This window comes from Luteimonas kalidii, assembly GCF_029887935.1.
In the GTDB taxonomy this organism is placed as follows: Bacteria; Pseudomonadota; Gammaproteobacteria; order Xanthomonadales; family Xanthomonadaceae; genus Luteimonas; species Luteimonas kalidii.
This window is the reverse complement of sequence record NZ_JARXRO010000019.1, coordinates 1-18,560: the sequence shown is the minus strand read 5'-3', so window position 1 is coordinate 18,560 and position 18,560 is coordinate 1. Positions and strand designations below refer to the sequence as shown.

Below are 18,560 nucleotides of genomic sequence, written 5' to 3'. Positions count from 1 at the left end.
TACGACGCGATCGACGCGGCGCCTGAGGAGAAGGCGCGCGGGATCACGATCTCGACCGCGCACGTGGAGTACGAGTCCCCGAACCGGCATTACGCGCACGTGGACTGCCCGGGCCACGCGGACTACGTGAAGAACATGATCACGGGTGCGGCGCAGATGGACGGTGCGATCCTGGTGTGCTCGGCCGCGGACGGCCCGATGCCGCAGACGCGCGAGCACATCCTGCTGGCCCGTCAGGTGGGCGTGCCGTACATCGTGGTCTTCCTGAACAAGGCGGACATGGTGGACGACGCCGAACTGCTGGAGCTGGTGGAGATGGAAGTCCGCGAGCTGCTGAGCAAGTACGAGTTCCCGGGCGACGACACCCCGATCATCCACGGTTCGGCGCTCAAGGCGCTGGAAGGCGACCAGTCGGACATCGGCGTGCCTGCGATCATCAAGCTGGTCGAGGCGCTGGACAGCTGGATCCCGGAGCCGGAGCGCGACATCGACCGTCCGTTCCTGATGCCGGTGGAAGACGTGTTCTCGATCTCGGGCCGCGGCACGGTGGTGACCGGTCGTATCGAGCGCGGCGTGATCAAGGTGGGCGAGGAAATCGAGATCGTCGGTATCCGTCCGACCCAGAAGACCACGGTCACGGGCGTGGAGATGTTCCGCAAGCTGCTCGACCAGGGCCAGGCGGGCGACAACGCCGGCCTGCTGCTGCGCGGCACCAAGCGTGACGACGTGGAGCGCGGCCAGGTGCTGTGCAAGCCCGGCTCGATCGCGCCGCATACCGAGTTCGAGGCCGAGGTGTACGTGCTGTCGAAGGACGAGGGTGGCCGTCATACCCCGTTCTTCAAGGGTTACCGCCCGCAGTTCTACTTCCGCACGACCGACATCACCGGTGCGGTGACGCTGCCGGAGGGCACCGAGATGGTGATGCCGGGCGACAACGTGAAGATGGTGGTGTCGCTGATCAACCCGGTGGCGATGGACGAGGGCCTGCGTTTCGCGATCCGCGAGGGCGGCCGCACGGTCGGCGCCGGCGTGGTGGCGAAGATCCTGAAGTGACCTGACACCGGCGCGCGCTTCAGGCGCGCGCTGCTGTGGAAGGCCGCCCCGCGCCCGCGGGGATCCAGCGTGCGGAGTTGGGATCCGGCGACTTCGCGGAACTCCGCCCCGCAAGGGCAGCAAGGCAAAGGCGAGGCGGCGCGAGCCGCCGTCGCCGTTTACGGAACCAGTGGTCCAGCCGACGGTCGGATCGAAGCAATACGCCAGTAGCTCAATTGGCAGAGCAGCGGTCTCCAAAACCGCAGGTTGGGGGTTCGAGTCCCTCCTGGCGTGCCACCCAGAGTAGCGAGTCGAGTGAACAGCAGAGTCGAGCAACCCGGGACCGCCTCCGCGGGCGATATGGTCAAGTACGCGCTGGCGCTGCTGCTGGTCGCTGCGGGGGTGTTCGCCTTCTACTGGTTCGAAGGGCAGTGGCCCGGCGCGGCGCGGGTCGCCGCGGTGGTCGTCGGCGTGCTGGCGGGCGTCGCGGTCTTCATGACCAGCGGCAAGGGCCACCAGACCCGCGAGTTCCTGTCCGAGTCGCGTTTCGAGCTGCGCAAGGTGGTCTGGCCGACACGCCAGGAGGCCATGCGCATGACCTGGGTCGTGATCATCGTGGTGATCCTGATCGCGCTGATGCTGGCCGGATTCGACACGGTCATCCAGTGGCTGGTGAAGCTGTTCCTGGCCCAATGACGGAGAATATTGACCTGATGGAAGCGCAAGGCGACAAGCGTTGGTATGTGGTGCACGCCTATTCCGGCTTCGAGAAGTCGGTGGCGCAGGCGCTGCGCGACCGCATCGCCCGCGCGGAGATGCAGGAGAAGTTCGGCGACGTGCTGGTCCCGACCGAGGAAGTGGTGGAGATGCGCTCCGGCCAGAAGCGCCGTTCCGAGCGCAAGTTCTTCCCCGGTTACGTGCTGGTGCAGATCGTCACCCACGACGAGGGCGGCATCCCGCGGATGGACAGCGAGAGCTGGCACCTGGTCAAGGAAACCCCGAAGGTGATGGGCTTCATCGGCGGGACCGCCGACCGCCCGCTGCCGATCCGGGACGAGGAGGCCGCGGCGATCCTGGACCGGGTCCAGGAAGGCGTCGAGAAGCCGCGTCCCAAGGTGCTGTTCGAGCCGGGCCAGATGGTCCGCGTGGTGGACGGCCCGTTCAACGACTTCAACGGCGTGGTCGAGGAAGTCAACTACGAGAAGAGCCGCCTGCGCGTGGCGGTGCTGATCTTCGGCCGCTCGACCCCGGTCGAGCTGGAGTTCGGGCAGGTCGAGAAGGCCTGAGCCGGGGCTGACTTCCGGCCAGGAAACCCGCTATACTAGCCGGCTCCCCGCCCCGGGAAGCCGGGCGATCCCGCTGGCCGCCGCATGCGCGGCCTTTCGCGTGGAAGGGGCAACGCGATGCCGGGACGCGTGATTCTCCCGGCCCGATGGGGAGCCTGAACGGCGCTTGCACCCGGAGAGTCCACAGCAATGGCAAAGAAAGTCGTCGGTTACATCAAGCTGCAGGTGAAGGCCGGGCAGGCCAACCCCTCGCCGCCCGTGGGTCCCGCCCTGGGCCAGCGCGGCCTGAACATCATGGAGTTCTGCAAGGCGTTCAACGCCGCGACCTCCAAGCTCGAGCCCGGTCTGCCGACCCCGGTGATCATCACCGCGTATTCGGACCGCACGTTCACCTTCATCACCAAGAGCACGCCGGCCACGGTGCTGCTGAAGAAGGCGGCCGGCGTCACCTCCGGCTCCAAGCGGCCCAACACCGAGAAGGTGGGCAAGGTCACCCGCAAGCAGCTCGAAGAGATCGCCAAGGCGAAGGAACCCGACCTGACCGCGGCCGGCCTGGACGCGGCGGTACGCACCATCGCGGGCTCCGCCCGTTCGATGGGCCTGACGGTGGAGGGCTGAGGACATGGCACTGAACAAGCGACAGAAGAGCAGCCAGGCCGCGGTCCAGCCGGGCAAGGCCTACGCCATCGACGAGGCGCTGAAGATCGTCAAGGACCACAGCAAGGCCAAGTTCGTCGAGGCCGTGGACGTCGCCGTCCGCCTGGGCGTGGACGCCAAGAAGTCCGACCAGCAGGTGCGCGGCTCGACCGTGCTGCCGCAGGGCACCGGCAAGTCGGTACGCGTGGCGGTGTTCGCTCCGGCCGGCGCGAAGGCCGACGAGGCGCTGGCCGCGGGCGCCGATGCGGTGGGCATGGATGACCTGGCCGAGCGCATGCAGGGCGGCGAGCTGAACTATGACGTGGTCATCGCCACGCCGGACGCGATGCGGGTGGTCGGCAAGCTCGGCACGGTGCTGGGCCCGCGCGGCCTGATGCCGAACCCGAAGGTCGGCACCGTGTCCCCGAACCCGGGCGAGGCGGTGAAGAACGCCAAGGGCGGCCAGGTGCGCTACCGCACCGACAAGGCCGGCATCATCCACTGCACGATCGGCAAGGCCGACTTCGACGCCGAGCGCCTGAAGGAGAACCTGACCGCGCTGCTGGCCGACCTGGTGAAGGCCAAGCCGGCGACGTCGAAGGGCCAGTACCTGCAGAAGATCTCGGTCAGCTCGACCATGGGTCCCGGCATCACCGTCGACCAGTCGTCGCTGAGCCTGAAGTAACGGATCGACCCGCGCGAGGCGCGCGGGAACGGAACACGGTGTCGCCCCCGCGGGCGGCATCGAGCAAGCATTTGAGGGCATCGCCGAGGCACCTGCCGGAGCGAGCCGTCAAAGACCGCAGGCGCGGTCGACGCCGCAACGGCGACGGGCATGGAAGCTCGGCATGGCACGGAATCGCCGTCGTTGTGGAACAGACCGCTTAATCCCGGAGTGCCTCCGCACGAAAGGGCCCGCGCAGATGGTCGCCGCCCCTCCAGAGATTGGTTCGATCGGTTTTTGGAAACGGCCGCCAACCGGAGCGCCCCAGGGCGTTCCCCGCATCGAAGGACCGGTGCGGCCCATGGCCTGTCCCCGCGTAGGTGCGAGGGGACGGAATTGAAGCAAGAGAGGAAGCGCAATGGCTCTGAATCTGAACCAGAAGAAGGAAGTCGTTGCCGAACTGGCCGAGGTCGCCGGCAAGGCGCACTCGCTGGTCGCCGCGGAGTACGCGGGTCTGACGGTCGAGCAGTTGACCGGCTTGCGCAAGAAGGCCCGCGAAACGGGCGTGTTCCTGAAGGTAGCCAAGAACACGCTGGTCTCGCGCGCGGTGGAAGGGACCGATTACGCCGTCATCCAGGACGAGCTGACCGGCCCGCTGCTGTACGCCTTCTCGCAGGAAGACCCCGGCGCCGCCGGCCGCCTCATCAAGGACTTCGCCAAGACCGCCGACAAGCTGAAGCCGCGCCTGGTTTCGCTGGGTGGGCAGAAGTACCCGGGCTCCCACGTGGATGTCCTGGCGTCTCTGCCGACCCGCGAGCAGGCACTGGCCATGCTGGTGGGCCTGATCGCGCAGCCGGCCACCATGCTGGCCCGCGTGCTTTCGGAGCCCGCCGTGCAGACCGGCCGCGTGATCAACGCGGTCGGCCAGCAGAAGGCAGCCTGAAGTCCCGAGTGAGCGCAGTTCGCGACGAACGCGATCCGACGACACGTTTTCGAACCAATCAATCAAGGTAAATCACAATGTCCCTTTCCAACGAAGAAATCCTGGAAGCCATCGGCAGCAAGACCCTCGTCGAGGTGATGGAGCTGGTCAAGGCGTTCGAAGAGAAGTTCGGCGTCTCCGCCGCCGCCCCGGTGGCCGTGGCTGCCGGTCCGGCCGCCGCCGCCGCCCCGGTCGAGGAGCAGACGGAGTTCACCGTCGTGCTGAAGTCGGCCGGCGAGAAGAAGGTCGAGGTCATCAAGGTGGTCCGCGCGATCACCGGCCTGGGCCTGAAGGAAGCCAAGGACCTCACCGAAGCCGGTGGCACGGTCAAGGAAGGCGCCTCGAAGGACGACGCCGCCAAGCTCAAGAAGGACCTGGAAGCGGCTGGCGCGACCGTCGAGGTCAAGTGATGTGACGGCCCGCGCGCACCCACCGGTGCGCGTGGCCGCCGGAACGTCATCCCCGCGCATGCGGGGATCACAGAGGTAACGATTGGCTCTCATCCGAGTGCACATCGCGGAAGATGCCGCCGGAATCCCGCATTCGCGGGCATGAAGGCGGCACCGGGGCTGGGGGCGGAAGCCCCCGGCCTTCGGTCGTTCAAGCGGTTCGTATCGACGGCACCTGTTCAGAAGTTCGCAGTTGTCAGTGGTCAGTAGCGGGAGAAGGCGTGCTGGTGCCGGCAATACCAGCGACTGTCCAGTGACAACTTTTCGTTTTCCCGGCACCGCGTGCGCGCGGTGCCAAGACTGAGGCATCAGCTCCCCATGACGACGTCCCAACACCAGCCCAGCTACTCGTTCACCGAGAAGAAGCGCATCCGCAAGAACTTCGGAAAGCGCCGCTCGATCCTCGAGGTGCCGTTCCTGCTCGCGATCCAGGTCGATTCCTACCGCGAGTTCCTGCAGGCCGACAAGGACCAGAACAAGCGTGACGACAAGGGCCTGCACGCCGCCCTGAAGTCGGTGTTCCCGATCGTCAGCTACAACGGCTACGCGGCGCTGGAATACGTGGGCTACAAGCTGGGCGAGCCGGTGTTCGACGAGCGCGAGTGCCGCCAGCGCGGCATGAGCTACGGCGCGCCGCTGCGCGTGACCGTGCGCCTGGTGATCTACGACCGCGAGTCGTCCAACAAGGCCATCAAGTACGTGAAGGAGCAGGAGGTCTACATGGGCGAGATCCCGCTCATGACCGACAACGGCACCTTCATCGTCAACGGCACCGAGCGCGTCATCGTCTCCCAGCTGCACCGCTCGCCGGGCGTGTTCTTCGACCACGATCGCGGCAAGACCCACAGCTCGGGCAAGCTGCTGTTCTCCGCGCGCGTGATCCCCTACCGCGGCTCGTGGCTGGACTTCGAGTTCGACCCGAAGGACGCGCTGTACACCCGCATCGACCGCCGCCGCAAGCTGCCGGTCAGCGTGCTGCTGCGCGCGCTGGGCTACAACAACGAAGAGATGCTCAACGAGTTCTTCGAGATCAACACCTTCCACATCCTGCCCGAGGGCGAGGGTGTGCAGCTGGAGCTGATCCCGGAGCGCCTGCGCGGCGAGACGCTGAATTTCGACCTGGCCGACGGCGAGAAGGTGATCGTCGAGGCCGGCAAGCGCATCACCGCGCGCCACGTCAAGCAGCTCGAGGCCGCCGGCGTCGCCGCGCTGGCCGTGCCGGACGAGTACCTGGTCGGCCGCGTGCTCTCGCACGACGTGGTCGATGCCTCGACCGGCGAGCTGATCGCCTCGGCCAACGACGAGATCAACGAGGACACGCTCGAGGCCCTGCGCAAGGCCGGGATCGACGCCATCGGCACGATCTGGACCAACGATCTGGATCGTGGCCCGTACCTGTCCAACACCCTGCGCGTGGACGCGACCAAGACCCAGCTCGACGCGCTGGTCGAGATCTACCGCATGATGCGTCCCGGCGAGCCGCCGACCAAGGACGCCGCGCAGAACCTGTTCCACAACCTGTTCTTCGCCTTCGAGCGCTACGACCTGTCGGCCGTGGGCCGGATGAAGTTCAACCGCCGCATCGGCCGCCGCGAGGTGACCGGCGCGCCGGTCCTGTACGACGCCAAGTACTTCGCCGAGCGCAAGGACGAGGAGTCGGTGCGCATGCGCGAGCAGTTCGGCGCCATGTCCGACATCCTCGACGTGATCAAGGTGCTGACCGAGATCCGCAACGGCCGCGGCGTGGTCGACGACATCGACCACCTCGGCAACCGTCGCGTGCGCAGCGTCGGCGAGATGGCCGAGAACGTGTTCCGCGTGGGCCTGGTGCGCGTGGAGCGCGCCGTGCGCGAGCGCCTGACCATGGCCGAGGCCGACGGCCTGACCCCGCAGGAACTGATCAACGCCAAGCCGGTCGCGGCGGCGGTCAAGGAATTCTTCGGCTCCTCGCAGCTGTCGCAGTTCATGGACCAGAACAACCCGCTGTCGGAAGTCACGCACAAGCGTCGCGTCTCGGCCCTCGGCCCGGGCGGCCTGACCCGCGAGCGCGCCGGCTTCGAAGTGCGCGACGTGCATCCCACGCATTATGGCCGCGTCTGCACCATCGAGACGCCTGAAGGCCCGAACATCGGCCTGATCAACTCGCTGGCCGTGTTCGCACGGACCAACCGCTACGGCTTCCTCGAGACGCCGTATCGCAAGGTCGTGGACAGCAAGGTCACCGACGAGATCGAGTTCCTCTCCGCGATCGAGGAGAACGAGTACGTCATCGCCCAGGCCAACGCGACCACCGACGCCAAGGGCGCGCTGACCGCGCAGTTCGTCGCCTGCCGCTTCCAGGGCGAGAACCTGCTCAAGCCACCGGCCGAGATCCACTACATGGACGTCTCGCCGATGCAGACCGTGTCGGTCGCCGCGGCGCTGGTGCCGTTCCTCGAACACGACGACGCCAACCGCGCGCTGATGGGCGCCAACATGCAGCGCCAGGCCGTGCCGACGCTGCGTGCCCAGAAGCCGCTCGTGGGCACCGGCATCGAGCGCGCCGTGGCGCGCGACTCGGGCGTGACGGTGAACGCCCGCCGCGGCGGCGTGATCGAGCAGATCGACGCCGGCCGCGTCGTGGTCAAGGTCCATGAAGACGAGATCTCCGGCGAGCACGATGCCGGCGTCGACATCTACAACCTGATCAAGTACACCCGCTCGAACCAGAACACCTGCATCAACCAGACCCCGCTGGTCAACGTGGGCGACGTGGTCGCGCGCGGCGACGTGCTGGCCGACGGCCCGTCCACCGACATCGGTGAACTGGCGCTGGGGCAGAACATGCTGGTCGCGTTCATGCCCTGGAACGGCTACAACTTCGAGGACTCGATCCTGCTCTCCGAGCGCGTGGTCGAGGAGGATCGCTACACCACGATCCACATCGAGGAGCTGACCTGCGTCGCCCGCGACACCAAGCTGGGCCCGGAGGAGATCTCGGCCGACATCCCCAACGTCTCCGAGCAGGCGCTCAACCGCCTCGACGAGTCGGGCGTGGTGTACATCGGCGCCGAGGTGCGCGCCGGCGACATCCTGGTCGGCAAGGTCACGCCCAAGGGCGAGAGCCAGCTGACGCCGGAAGAGAAGCTGCTGCGCGCGATCTTCGGCGAGAAGGCGTCCGACGTGAAGGACAGCTCGCTGCGCGTGCCGCCCGGCATGGACGGCACCGTCATCGACGTGCAGGTCTTCACCCGCGACGGCATCGAGAAGGACAAGCGTGCGCGCCAGATCGAGGAATCCGAGATCAAGCGCGTCAAGAAGGACTTCGACGACCAGTTCCGGATCCTCGAGTCGGCGATCTACGCGCGCCTGCGTTCGCAGATCCAGGGCAAGGTCGCCAACGGCGGGCCCGGCCTGAAGAAGGGCGACACCGTCACCTCGCTGGTGCTCGACGGCCTGAAAAAGTCCGACTGGTTCCAGCTGCGGATGAAGGACGAGGACGCGGCCGAGGCGATCGAGCGCGCGCAGAAGCAGATCGAGGCGCACGAGAAGGAATTCGAGAAGCGCTTCGCCGACAAGCGCGGCAAGATCACCCAGGGCGACGACCTCGCCCCGGGCGTGCTGAAGATGGTCAAGGTCTACCTGGCGGTGAAGCGCCGCATCCAGCCGGGCGACAAGATGGCCGGCCGCCACGGCAACAAGGGCGTGGTGTCGACGATCGTGCCGGTCGAGGACATGCCCTACATGTCCAACGGCGAGACGGTGGACATCGTGCTCAACCCGCTGGGCGTGCCGAGCCGCATGAACATCGGCCAGATCCTCGAAACCCACCTCGGGTGGGCGGCGAAGGGCCTGGGCCGGAAGATCGACCAGATGCTGCAGGCCCAGGCCAAGGTGGCCGACCTGCGCGCGTTCCTCGACGAGATCTACAACCACGACAAGGACATGCAGGCCCAGCGCGTGGACCTGAAGCAGTTCAGCGACGAGGAACTGATCGCGCTGGCGAAGAACCTGGTCGACGGCGTGCCGATGGCCACCCCGGTGTTCGACGGCGCCGCCGAGAGCGAGATCAAGAAGATGCTCGAGCTCGCCGACCTGCCGACCAGCGGCCAGACCCAGCTGTTCGACGGCCGCACCGGCGATGCCTTCGAACGCAAGGTCACGGTGGGCTACATGCACATGCTCAAGCTCAACCACCTGGTCGACGACAAGATGCACGCGCGTTCCACCGGCCCGTACTCGCTGGTCACCCAGCAGCCGCTCGGCGGCAAGGCGCAGTTCGGCGGACAGCGTTTCGGCGAGATGGAAATGTGGGCGCTGGAAGCCTACGGCGCGGCCTACACCATGCAGGAAATGCTGACGGTGAAGTCCGACGACGTGCAGGGTCGCAACCAGATGTACAAGAACATCGTCGACGGCGAGTACGAGATGGTCGCCGGCATGCCGGAGTCCTTCAACGTGCTGGTGAAGGAAATCCGCTCGCTGGCGATCAACATGGAGCTTGAGGAGCACTGAGGGGCGTGACGCGCGGGCAGGGCAGGTCCCTTCCCGCGGCGCACCGCACCGAATCGTGATTCCTCAATCCTGGAGACAGACATGAAAGATTTGCTCAACCTCTTCAACCAGCAGCGTCCCGCGCTGGACTTCGACGCGATCAAGATCGCGCTGGCTTCGCCCGACCTGATCCGTTCGTGGTCGTTCGGCGAGGTGAAGAAGCCCGAAACCATCAACTACCGTACCTTCAAGCCCGAGCGCGACGGCCTGTTCTGCGCCGCCATCTTCGGGCCGATCAAGGACTACGAGTGCCTGTGCGGCAAGTACAAGCGCATGAAGCACCGCGGCGTGGTGTGCGAGAAGTGCGGCACCGAGGTCACGCTGGCCAAGGTGCGTCGCGAACGCATGGGCCACATCGACCTGGCCTCGCCGGTCGCGCACATCTGGTTCCTCAAGTCGCTGCCCTCGCGCATCGGCCTGATGCTGGACATGACCCTGCGCGACATCGAACGCATCCTGTACTTCGAAGCGTTCGTGGTCACCGAGCCAGGCCTGACGCCGATGGAACGCGCCCAGCTGCTGACCGAAGAGCAGTACATGCAGGCGCGCCAGGAGCACGGCGACGACTTCGACGCCGCGATGGGCGCCGAGGCCGTCTACGACCTGCTGCGCACGATCGACCTGCAGGCCGAGACGCTGAAGCTGAAGGAAGAGATCGCCGCCACGGGGTCGGAGACCAAGCTCAAGCGACTGACCAAGCGCATCAAGCTGATCGAGGCGTTCGTCGAGTCGGGCAACCGTCCCGAGTGGATGGTCATGACCGTACTGCCGGTGCTGCCGCCGGACCTGCGTCCGCTGGTGCCGCTGGACGGCGGCCGCTTCGCGACCTCCGATCTCAACGACCTCTACCGCCGTGTCATCAACCGCAACAACCGCCTGCGCCGCCTGCTGGAGCTCAATGCGCCCGACATCATCGTGCGCAACGAGAAGCGCATGCTGCAGGAGTCGGTCGACGCGCTGATGGACAACGGCCGCCGTGGCCGCGCCATCACCGGCACCAACAAGCGCCCGCTCAAGTCGCTCGCCGACATGATCAAGGGCAAGCAGGGCCGCTTCCGCCAGAACCTGCTCGGCAAGCGCGTGGACTACTCGGGCCGGTCGGTGATCGTGGTCGGCCCGACCCTGCGCCTGCACGAGTGCGGTCTGCCGAAGAAGATGGCGCTGGAGCTTTTCAAGCCCTTCATCTTCGCCAAGCTGCAGCGCCGTGGCCTGGCCACGACGATCAAGGCCGCCAAGAAGCTGGTCGAGCGCGAAGAGGCCGAGGTGTGGGACATCCTCGAAGAGGTGATCCGCGAGCATCCGGTGCTGCTGAACCGTGCGCCGACCCTGCACCGCCTGGGCATCCAGGCGTTCGAACCGGTGCTGATCGAAGGCAAGGCGATCCAGCTGCATCCGCTGGTCTGCACCGCGTTCAACGCCGACTTCGACGGTGACCAGATGGCCGTCCACGTGCCGCTTTCGCTGGAAGCCCAGCTGGAAGCGCGCGCGCTGATGATGTCGACCAACAACATCCTGTCGCCGGCCAACGGCGAGCCGATCATCGTGCCGTCGCAGGACGTGGTGCTCGGCCTGTACTACATGACCCGCGCGCTGGAGAACACCCCGGGCGAGGGCATGGCGTTCGCCAACATCGCCGAGGTCAAGCGCGCCTACGACAACAAGGTCGTCCGCCTGCACGCCAAGGTGAAGGTGCGCATCACCGAGACGGTGATCGACGAGGAGGGCAACCGCGAGCGGAAGACCTCGATCGTCGACACGACCATCGGGCGCGCGCTGCTGGCCGAGATCCTGCCCGACGGCCTGCCGTTCGCGCTGGCCAACACCGAGCTGACCAAGAAGAACATCTCGCGCCTGATCAACAGCTGCTACCGCCAGCTGGGCCTGAAGGACACGGTGGTGTTCGCCGACAAGCTGATGTACACCGGCTTCGCGTTCGCGACCCGCGCCGGCGTCTCGATCGGCATCGACGACATGCTGATCCCGCCGGAGAAGAAGGGCATCCTGGGCGAGGCCGAAGCCGAGGTGCTGGAGATCCAGCAGCAGTACCAGTCGGGCCTGGTCACCGCCGGCGAGCGCTACAACAAGGTGGTCGACATCTGGTCGCGCACCAACGAGCGCGTCGCCAAGGCGATGATGGAGGCCATCGGCACCGAGACCGTGACCAACGCCAAGGGCGAGCAGGTCGCGCAGAAGTCGATGAACTCGATCTACATCATGGCCGACTCCGGCGCCCGTGGTTCGCAGGCGCAGATCCGTCAGCTGGCCGGCATGCGCGGCCTGATGGCCAAGCCGGACGGCTCGATCATCGAGACGCCCATCACCTCGAACTTCCGCGAGGGCCTGAACGTCCAGCAGTACTTCATCTCGACCCACGGCGCCCGCAAGGGCCTGGCGGACACCGCGCTGAAGACCGCGAACTCCGGCTACCTGACCCGTCGCCTGGTCGACGTGGCGCAGGACGTGGTGATCACCGAAACCGATTGCGGCACGCTCGCCGGCCTGATGATGACCCCGATCGTCGAAGGCGGCGACGTGGTCGAGCCGCTGCGCGACCGCGTGCTGGGCCGCGTGGTGGCCGAGGACGTGTTCCTGCCGGGCAACGACGAGGATCCGATCGTCACCCGCAACACGCTGCTCGACGAAGCCTGGGTACAGAAGCTCGAAGACGCCAGCGTGCAGTCGATCAAGGTGCGTTCCACCATCACCTGCGCCAGCAGCTTCGGCGTGTGCGCGCACTGCTACGGTCGCGACCTCGGCCGCGGTCACCTGGTCAACCACGGCGAGGCGGTCGGCGTGGTCGCCGCGCAGTCGATCGGCGAGCCCGGCACCCAGCTGACGATGCGTACGTTCCACATCGGCGGCGCGGCCTCGCGTGCGGCGGCGATCGACAACGTCACCGTCAAGACGACCGGCTCGATCAAGTTCAACAACCTCAAGACGGTGCAGCACGCCAGCGGCAACCTGACCGTGGTCTCGCGTTCGGGCGAGCTCTCGGTGCTCGACGGCCACGGCCGCGAGCGCGAGCGCTACAAGCTGCCCTACGGCGCGACCATCACGGTCAAGGACGGCGCGGAGATCAAGGCCGGCCAGACCGTCGCCAACTGGGATCCGCACAACCACCCGATCGTGTCGGAAGTGGCCGGTTCGATCCGCTTCGTGGACTTCGTCGACGGCGTCACCGTGGTCGAGAAGACCGACGAGCTGACCGGCCTGGCCTCGCGCGAGATCAGCGATCCCAAGCGCCGCGGTTCGCAGGGCAAGGACCTGCGCCCGATCGTGCGGATCATCGACAAGGACGGCAACGACCTCAACATCCCGGGCACCGACCTGCCGGCGCAGTACATGCTGCCGCCGCGCTCGATCGTCAACCTGCAGGATGGCGCCCCGGTGGGCGTGGGCGACGTGGTCGCCAAGATCCCGCAGGAAGCTTCCAAGACCCGCGACATCACCGGCGGCCTGCCGCGCGTGGCCGACCTGTTCGAGGCGCGCAAGCCGAAGGATCCGGCCATCCTGGCGGAGAAGTCGGGCGTGGTCAGCTTCGGCAAGGACACCAAGGGCAAGCAGCGCCTGATCATCAAGGGGCCCGACGGCGAGGAGCACGAGGAGCTGATTCCGAAGTACCGCCAGATCATCGTGTTCGAGGGCGAGCACGTGGAGAAGGGCGAGACCGTGGTGGACGGCGAGCCGAGCCCGCAGGACATCCTGCGCCTGCTGGGCGTGGAACCGCTGGCCTCGTACCTGACCAAGGAGATCCAGGACGTCTACCGCCTGCAGGGCGTGAAGATCAACGACAAGCACATCGAGGTGATCATTCGCCAGATGCTGCGCAAGGTCGAGATCGCCGACCCGGGCGACAGCCGCTACCTGGCCGGCGAGCAGGCCGAACGCCAGCGCGTGATCGAGGAGAACCAGAAGCTCGGATCGCGCAACGAGCTGCCGATCAAGGTCGAGCCGGTGCTGCTGGGCATCACCAAGGCCTCGCTGGCGACCGAGTCGTTCCTGTCCGCGGCCTCGTTCCAGGAGACCACCCGCGTGCTGACCGAGGCCGCCGTACGCGGTACCCGCGACAGCCTGCGCGGCCTGAAGGAGAACGTGATCGTCGGCCGCCTGATCCCGGCGGGCACGGGCCTGGCCTACCACACCAAGCGCCGGACCCAGGCCAGTGGCCTGACCGAGTCCGAGTTCGAGGCGTTGAGCGGCGGCGCGGCCGCTGCCCCGGTGGCCGCGGAGGCCTCGGCGGTCATGCTCGAGGACGCCCCTGCCGAGGCATCGGGCGAGGAGTCGGGCGGCAACTGATGCGGTAACCCGGCGGGCCCCCGTGGCCCGCCCAGATTCCGGAATGAGGCGCAGGGAGCGCCTCGTGTCCGGCCCAGGATGGGCGGGAGCAGTCTGAAGGTCCGGCCGCGGGCGACCGCGGTGACGGGACCGGAGCATGGCTCGCGTTGACGGTTTCCGTCCGCGCGGGCTATACTTTTTCGTCTCGGCAGGCAGGGTTTACCCGCCTGCCGTCGTTTTCACGAGGGCGTACGCCCCGAAACTCAAGAACCTTCGACACGATGGCAACGATCAACCAGCTGGTGCGCAAGCCGCGCAGCCCTGAAGTCTACAAGAGCACGTCTCCCGCGCTGGCCAACTGCCCGCAGCGGCGTGGCGTGTGCACGCGCGTGTACACCACCACCCCGAAGAAGCCGAACTCGGCGCTTCGCAAGGTGGCCAAGGTGCGCCTGACCAACGGCTACGAGGTGATCTCGTACATCGGCGGCGAAGGCCACAACCTGCAGGAGCACAGCGTGGTGCTGATCCGCGGCGGTCGCGTCAAGGACCTGCCGGGCGTGCGCTACCACACCGTGCGCGGCTCGCTCGACGCTGCCGGCGTCGCCAAGCGCAAGCAGGCGCGTTCCAAGTACGGCGCCAAGCGCCCGAAAGCCTGAGGAATAGACAATGTCGCGTAAAGGAAACACCCCGCAGCGTGCGGTTCTGCCCGACCCGAAGCACCACAGCGACACGATCGCGCGCTTCATCAACATGGTCATGAAGAGCGGCAAGAAGTCCGTCGCCGAGAAGATCGTGTACGGCGCGATGGACGTGATCGGCGAGAAGAACGGCAACGCGCTCGAGCTGGTCGAGAAGGCGCTCGGCAACATCTCCCCGTCGGTCGAGGTGAAGTCCCGCCGCGTCGGCGGCGCCACCTACCAGGTGCCGGTGGAAGTGCGCCAGTCGCGGCGCATGGCGCTGGCGATGCGCTGGCTGATCGAGTCGGCGCGCAAGCGCGGCGAGAACTCCATGCCGCGCAAGCTGGCCGCCGAACTGATCGACGCCTCCGAGAATCGCGGCGGCGCGATCAAGAAGCGCGAGGAAACGCACCGCATGGCGGACGCGAACAAGGCGTTCGCGCACTACCGCTGGTAATTCCCATGGGGGCTTGAGCTTCGGCCCCCGCGGCACCATCTACGGTGCCACCTGCGGCCCTGCCGCACGCAATGTCCAGATGCCGCCGCCAGGCGGCATTCGGCCATTGAAGCGAGTCCTTCGCGACAGTCCCGTGATGCATTGCGCGGACTTCCCACCGCATCGAATCTGAGGCAATCCCGTGGCCCGCACGACCCCCATCGAACGCTACCGCAACTTCGGCATCATGGCGCACATCGACGCCGGCAAGACGACGACGTCGGAGCGCATCCTGTTCTACACCGGCAAGAGCCACAAGATCGGCGAGGTGCACGACGGCGCCGCGACGATGGACTGGATGGAACAGGAGCAGGAGCGCGGCATCACGATCCAGTCGGCGGCGACGACGGCGTTCTGGAAGGGCATGGACAAGTCCATGCAGGAACACCGCTTCAACATCATCGACACCCCCGGGCACGTCGACTTCACGATCGAGGTCGAGCGTTCGCTGCGCGTGCTCGACGGCGCGGTGTTCGTGCTGTGCGCGGTCGGCGGTGTGCAACCGCAGTCCGAGACCGTGTGGCGGCAGGCCAACAAGTACCACGTCCCGCGCGTCGCGTTCGTCAACAAGATGGACCGCACCGGCGCCAACTTCGTCAAGGTGCGCGACCAGCTGAAGTCGCGGCTGGGCGCCTACCCGGTGCCGATGCAGGTGCCGATCGGCGCGGAAGAGGGCTTCGAGGGCGTGGTCGACCTGATCAAGATGAAGGCGATCCACTGGGACGTGGCGTCGCAGGGCCTGAACTTCGAATACCGCGAGATCCCGGCCGACCTCAAGGAGCAGGCCGAGGAAGCGCGCGCGTTCATGATCGAGGCTGCGGCCGAGGCCACCGAAGAGCTGATGAACAAGTACCTCGAGGGCGGCGAGCTCACCGAGGATGAGATCATCCGCGGCCTGCGCGAGCGCACGCTCAAGACCGAGATCGTGCCGATGTTCTGCGGCTCGGCGTTCAAGAACAAGGGCGTGCAGGCGATGCTCGACGGTGTCGTGCACCTGCTCCCGTCGCCGGTCGACGTGCCGGCGGTGAAGGGCCTGGACGTCGACGACGAGACCAAGGAGCTGAGCCGCGACCCCAGCGACAAAGCCCCGTTCTCCGCGCTCGCCTTCAAGATCATGACCGACCCGTTCGTGGGCTCGCTGACGTTCTTCCGCGTCTACTCCGGCACCCTCAATGCGGGCGACCAGGTGCTGAACTCGGTCAAGGGCAAGAAGGAGCGCATCGGCCGGCTGCTGCAGATGCATTCGAACAACCGCGAAGAGATCAAGGAAGTGCTGGCCGGCGACATCGCCGCCGCGGTGGGCCTGAAGGACGTCACCACCGGCGACACCCTGTGCTCGCAGGACTCGCCGATCGTGCTCGAGCGCATGACCTTCCCGGAGCCGGTCATCTCGATGGCCGTCGAGCCCAAGACCAAGTCCGACCAGGAGAAGATGGGCCTGGCGCTGGGCCGGCTCGCGCAGGAGGATCCGTCCTTCCGCGTGCGTACCGACGAGGAATCCGGTCAGACCATCATCTCCGGCATGGGCGAGCTGCACCTGGACATCATCGTCGACCGCATGAAGCGTGAGTTCAACGTCGAAGCGAACGTGGGCAAGCCGCAGGTGGCCTACCGCGAGACGATCCGCAAGACCGTGAAGCAGGAAGGCAAGTTCGTCCGCCAGTCGGGCGGCAAGGGCCAGTTCGGCCACGTGTGGCTGGAGATCTCGCCGCAGGAGCCGGGCACCGGCTACGAGTTCGAGAACGCGATCGTGGGCGGCGTCGTGCCGAAGGAGTACATCCCGGCGGTCGACAAGGGCATCCAGGAGGCGCTGGCCAACGGCATCCTCGCCGGGTTCCCGATCGTGGACGTCAAGGTCAAGCTGTTCGACGGCTCCTACCACGAGGTCGACTCGTCGGAAATGGCGTTCAAGATCGCCGGTTCGATGGGCTTCAAGGAAGGCTTCTCCAAGGCCTCGCCTGTGCTGCTCGAGCCGATCATGAAGGTCGAGGTGGTCACGCCCGAGGATTACCTGGGCGACGTGATGGGCGACGTGAGCCGTCGCCGCGGCATCCTGCAGGGCCAGGACGACAGCCCGGCGGGCAAGATCATCAACGCGATGATCCCGCTCGGCGAGATGTTCGGCTACGCCACCCAGCTGCGCTCGATGTCGCAGGGGCGCGCCACCTTCACCATGGAGTTCGACCACTACGCCGAAGCGCCGACGAATATCGCCGAGTCGGTGGTCAAGAAGAAGTAACCCGGTGCGGCGGGGCCGCGGTGGCGATCGCCGCCGCGTCCCACCGGCCGCGGACACGCATGCAGGCATCACGCATCTACGAATGACGGAGTTCTGAGAAATGGCAAAGGGTAAGTTCGAGCGCACCAAGCCCCACGTGAACGTGGGCACGATTGGCCACGTGGACCACGGCAAGACGACGCTGACGGCGGCGCTGACGAAGATCGGTGCGGAGCGTTTCGGCGGCGAGTTCAAGGCCTACGACGCGATCGACGCGGCGCCTGAGGAGAAGGCGCGCGGGATCACGATCTCGACCGCGCACGTGGAGTACGAGTCCCCGAACCGGCATTACGCGCACGTGGACTGCCCGGGCCACGCGGACTACGTGAAGAACATGATCACGGGTGCGGCGCAGATGGACGGTGCGATCCTGGTGTGCTCGGCCGCGGACGGCCCGATGCCGCAGACGCGCGAGCACATCCTGCTGGCCCGTCAGGTGGGCGTGCCGTACATCGTGGTCTTCCTGAACAAGGCGGACATGGTGGACGACGCCGAACTGCTGGAGCTGGTGGAGATGGAAGTCCGCGAGCTGCTGAGCAAGTACGAGTTCCCGGGCGACGACACCCCGATCATCCACGGTTCGGCGCTCAAGGCGCTGGAAGGCGACCAGTCGGACATCGGCGTGCCTGCGATCATCAAGCTGGTCGAGGCGCTGGACAGCTGGATCCCGGAGCCGGAGCGCGACATCGACCGTCCGTTCCTGATGCCGGTGGAAGACGTGTTCTCGATCTCGGGCCGCGGCACGGTGGTGACCGGTCGTATCGAGCGCGGCGTGATCAAGGTGGGCGAGGAAATCGAGATCGTCGGTATCCGTCCGACCCAGAAGACCACGGTCACGGGCGTGGAGATGTTCCGCAAGCTGCTCGACCAGGGCCAGGCGGGCGACAACGCCGGCCTGCTGCTGCGCGGCACCAAGCGTGACGACGTGGAGCGCGGCCAGGTGCTGTGCAAGCCCGGCTCGATCGCGCCGCATACCGAGTTCGAGGCCGAGGTGTACGTGCTGTCGAAGGACGAGGGTGGCCGTCATACCCCGTTCTTCAAGGGTTACCGCCCGCAGTTCTACTTCCGCACGACCGACATCACCGGTGCGGTGACGCTGCCGGAGGGCACCGAGATGGTGATGCCGGGCGACAACGTGAAGATGGTGGTGTCGCTGATCAACCCGGTGGCGATGGACGAGGGCCTGCGTTTCGCGATCCGCGAGGGCGGCCGCACGGTCGGCGCCGGCGTGGTGGCGAAGATCCTGAAGTGA

At 66.7% G+C, this 18,560-nt stretch carries 13 protein-coding genes and 1 tRNA gene; all 14 read left to right on the top strand.

Annotation, left to right across the window (positions count from 1 at the left end; translation table 11 throughout):
- Nucleotides 1-1,053 (top strand): elongation factor Tu (gene tuf, locus QFW81_RS13445; protein ID WP_280578333.1); only part of this gene is annotated, 1,053 nt, incomplete at its 5' end.
- A 200-nt stretch (nt 1,054-1,253) separates the two neighbouring features.
- A tRNA-Trp gene (locus QFW81_RS13440) sits at nt 1,254-1,329 on the top strand.
- 18 nt (nt 1,330-1,347) lie between these two features.
- Entirely contained in the window at nt 1,348-1,728 is a 381-nt protein-coding gene (gene secE, locus QFW81_RS13435; protein ID WP_280579467.1) for a preprotein translocase subunit SecE, read from the top strand.
- Between the two features lie 17 nt (nt 1,729-1,745).
- Nucleotides 1,746-2,318: a transcription termination/antitermination protein NusG gene (gene nusG, locus QFW81_RS13430; RefSeq protein ID WP_280579464.1), complete on the top strand. Its 573-nt coding sequence runs from the start codon at nt 1,746-1,748 to the stop codon at nt 2,316-2,318.
- A gap of 189 nt (nt 2,319-2,507) precedes the next feature.
- Nucleotides 2,508-2,936 (top strand): 50S ribosomal protein L11, encoded by a 429-nt coding sequence (gene rplK, locus QFW81_RS13425; RefSeq protein WP_280579462.1) that lies wholly within the window; start codon nt 2,508-2,510, stop codon nt 2,934-2,936.
- A gap of 4 nt (nt 2,937-2,940) precedes the next feature.
- Entirely contained in the window at nt 2,941-3,639 is a 699-nt protein-coding gene (gene rplA, locus QFW81_RS13420) for a 50S ribosomal protein L1 (RefSeq protein ID WP_280579460.1), read from the top strand.
- A gap of 397 nt (nt 3,640-4,036) precedes the next feature.
- On the top strand, nt 4,037-4,561 hold the full coding sequence (gene rplJ, locus QFW81_RS13415; RefSeq protein ID WP_280579458.1) for a 50S ribosomal protein L10: 525 nt from the start codon (nt 4,037-4,039) through the stop codon (nt 4,559-4,561).
- A gap of 77 nt (nt 4,562-4,638) precedes the next feature.
- Nucleotides 4,639-5,010: a 50S ribosomal protein L7/L12 gene (gene rplL, locus QFW81_RS13410; RefSeq protein ID WP_280579457.1), complete on the top strand. Its 372-nt coding sequence runs from the start codon at nt 4,639-4,641 to the stop codon at nt 5,008-5,010.
- Nucleotides 5,011-5,367: 357 nt separating this feature from the next.
- Entirely contained in the window at nt 5,368-9,543 is a 4,176-nt protein-coding gene (gene rpoB, locus QFW81_RS13405; RefSeq protein WP_280579456.1) for a DNA-directed RNA polymerase subunit beta, read from the top strand.
- Between the two features lie 81 nt (nt 9,544-9,624).
- Nucleotides 9,625-13,878: a DNA-directed RNA polymerase subunit beta' gene (gene rpoC, locus QFW81_RS13400; protein WP_280579455.1), complete on the top strand. Its 4,254-nt coding sequence runs from the start codon at nt 9,625-9,627 to the stop codon at nt 13,876-13,878.
- A gap of 260 nt (nt 13,879-14,138) precedes the next feature.
- Entirely contained in the window at nt 14,139-14,513 is a 375-nt protein-coding gene (gene rpsL, locus QFW81_RS13395) for a 30S ribosomal protein S12 (RefSeq protein WP_149104901.1), read from the top strand.
- 10 nt (nt 14,514-14,523) lie between these two features.
- Complete coding sequence (rpsG, locus tag QFW81_RS13390) at nt 14,524-14,991, top strand: 30S ribosomal protein S7 (protein WP_280579454.1); 468 nt, start codon at nt 14,524-14,526, stop codon at nt 14,989-14,991.
- Nucleotides 14,992-15,172: 181 nt separating this feature from the next.
- Complete coding sequence (gene fusA, locus QFW81_RS13385) at nt 15,173-17,269, top strand: elongation factor G (protein WP_280579453.1); 2,097 nt, start codon at nt 15,173-15,175, stop codon at nt 17,267-17,269.
- 100 nt (nt 17,270-17,369) lie between these two features.
- Nucleotides 17,370-18,560, top strand: coding sequence for an elongation factor Tu (gene tuf, locus QFW81_RS13380; protein ID WP_280577385.1), 1,191 nt, complete (start codon nt 17,370-17,372; stop codon nt 18,558-18,560).

Coding starts and splice junctions, on each gene's coding strand:
- nusG (WP_280579464.1), top strand. CDS start 1,746: ATGGAAGCGCAAGGCGACAAGCGTTGGTATGTGGTGCACGCCTATTCC.
- rplK (WP_280579462.1), top strand. CDS start 2,508: ATGGCAAAGAAAGTCGTCGGTTACATCAAGCTGCAGGTGAAGGCCGGG.
- rplA (WP_280579460.1), top strand. CDS start 2,941: ATGGCACTGAACAAGCGACAGAAGAGCAGCCAGGCCGCGGTCCAGCCG.
- rplJ (WP_280579458.1), top strand. CDS start 4,037: ATGGCTCTGAATCTGAACCAGAAGAAGGAAGTCGTTGCCGAACTGGCC.
- rplL (WP_280579457.1), top strand. CDS start 4,639: ATGTCCCTTTCCAACGAAGAAATCCTGGAAGCCATCGGCAGCAAGACC.
- rpoB (WP_280579456.1), top strand. CDS start 5,368: ATGACGACGTCCCAACACCAGCCCAGCTACTCGTTCACCGAGAAGAAG.
- rpoC (WP_280579455.1), top strand. CDS start 9,625: ATGAAAGATTTGCTCAACCTCTTCAACCAGCAGCGTCCCGCGCTGGAC.
- rpsL (WP_149104901.1), top strand. CDS start 14,139: ATGGCAACGATCAACCAGCTGGTGCGCAAGCCGCGCAGCCCTGAAGTC.
- rpsG (WP_280579454.1), top strand. CDS start 14,524: ATGTCGCGTAAAGGAAACACCCCGCAGCGTGCGGTTCTGCCCGACCCG.
- tuf (WP_280577385.1), top strand. CDS start 17,370: ATGGCAAAGGGTAAGTTCGAGCGCACCAAGCCCCACGTGAACGTGGGC.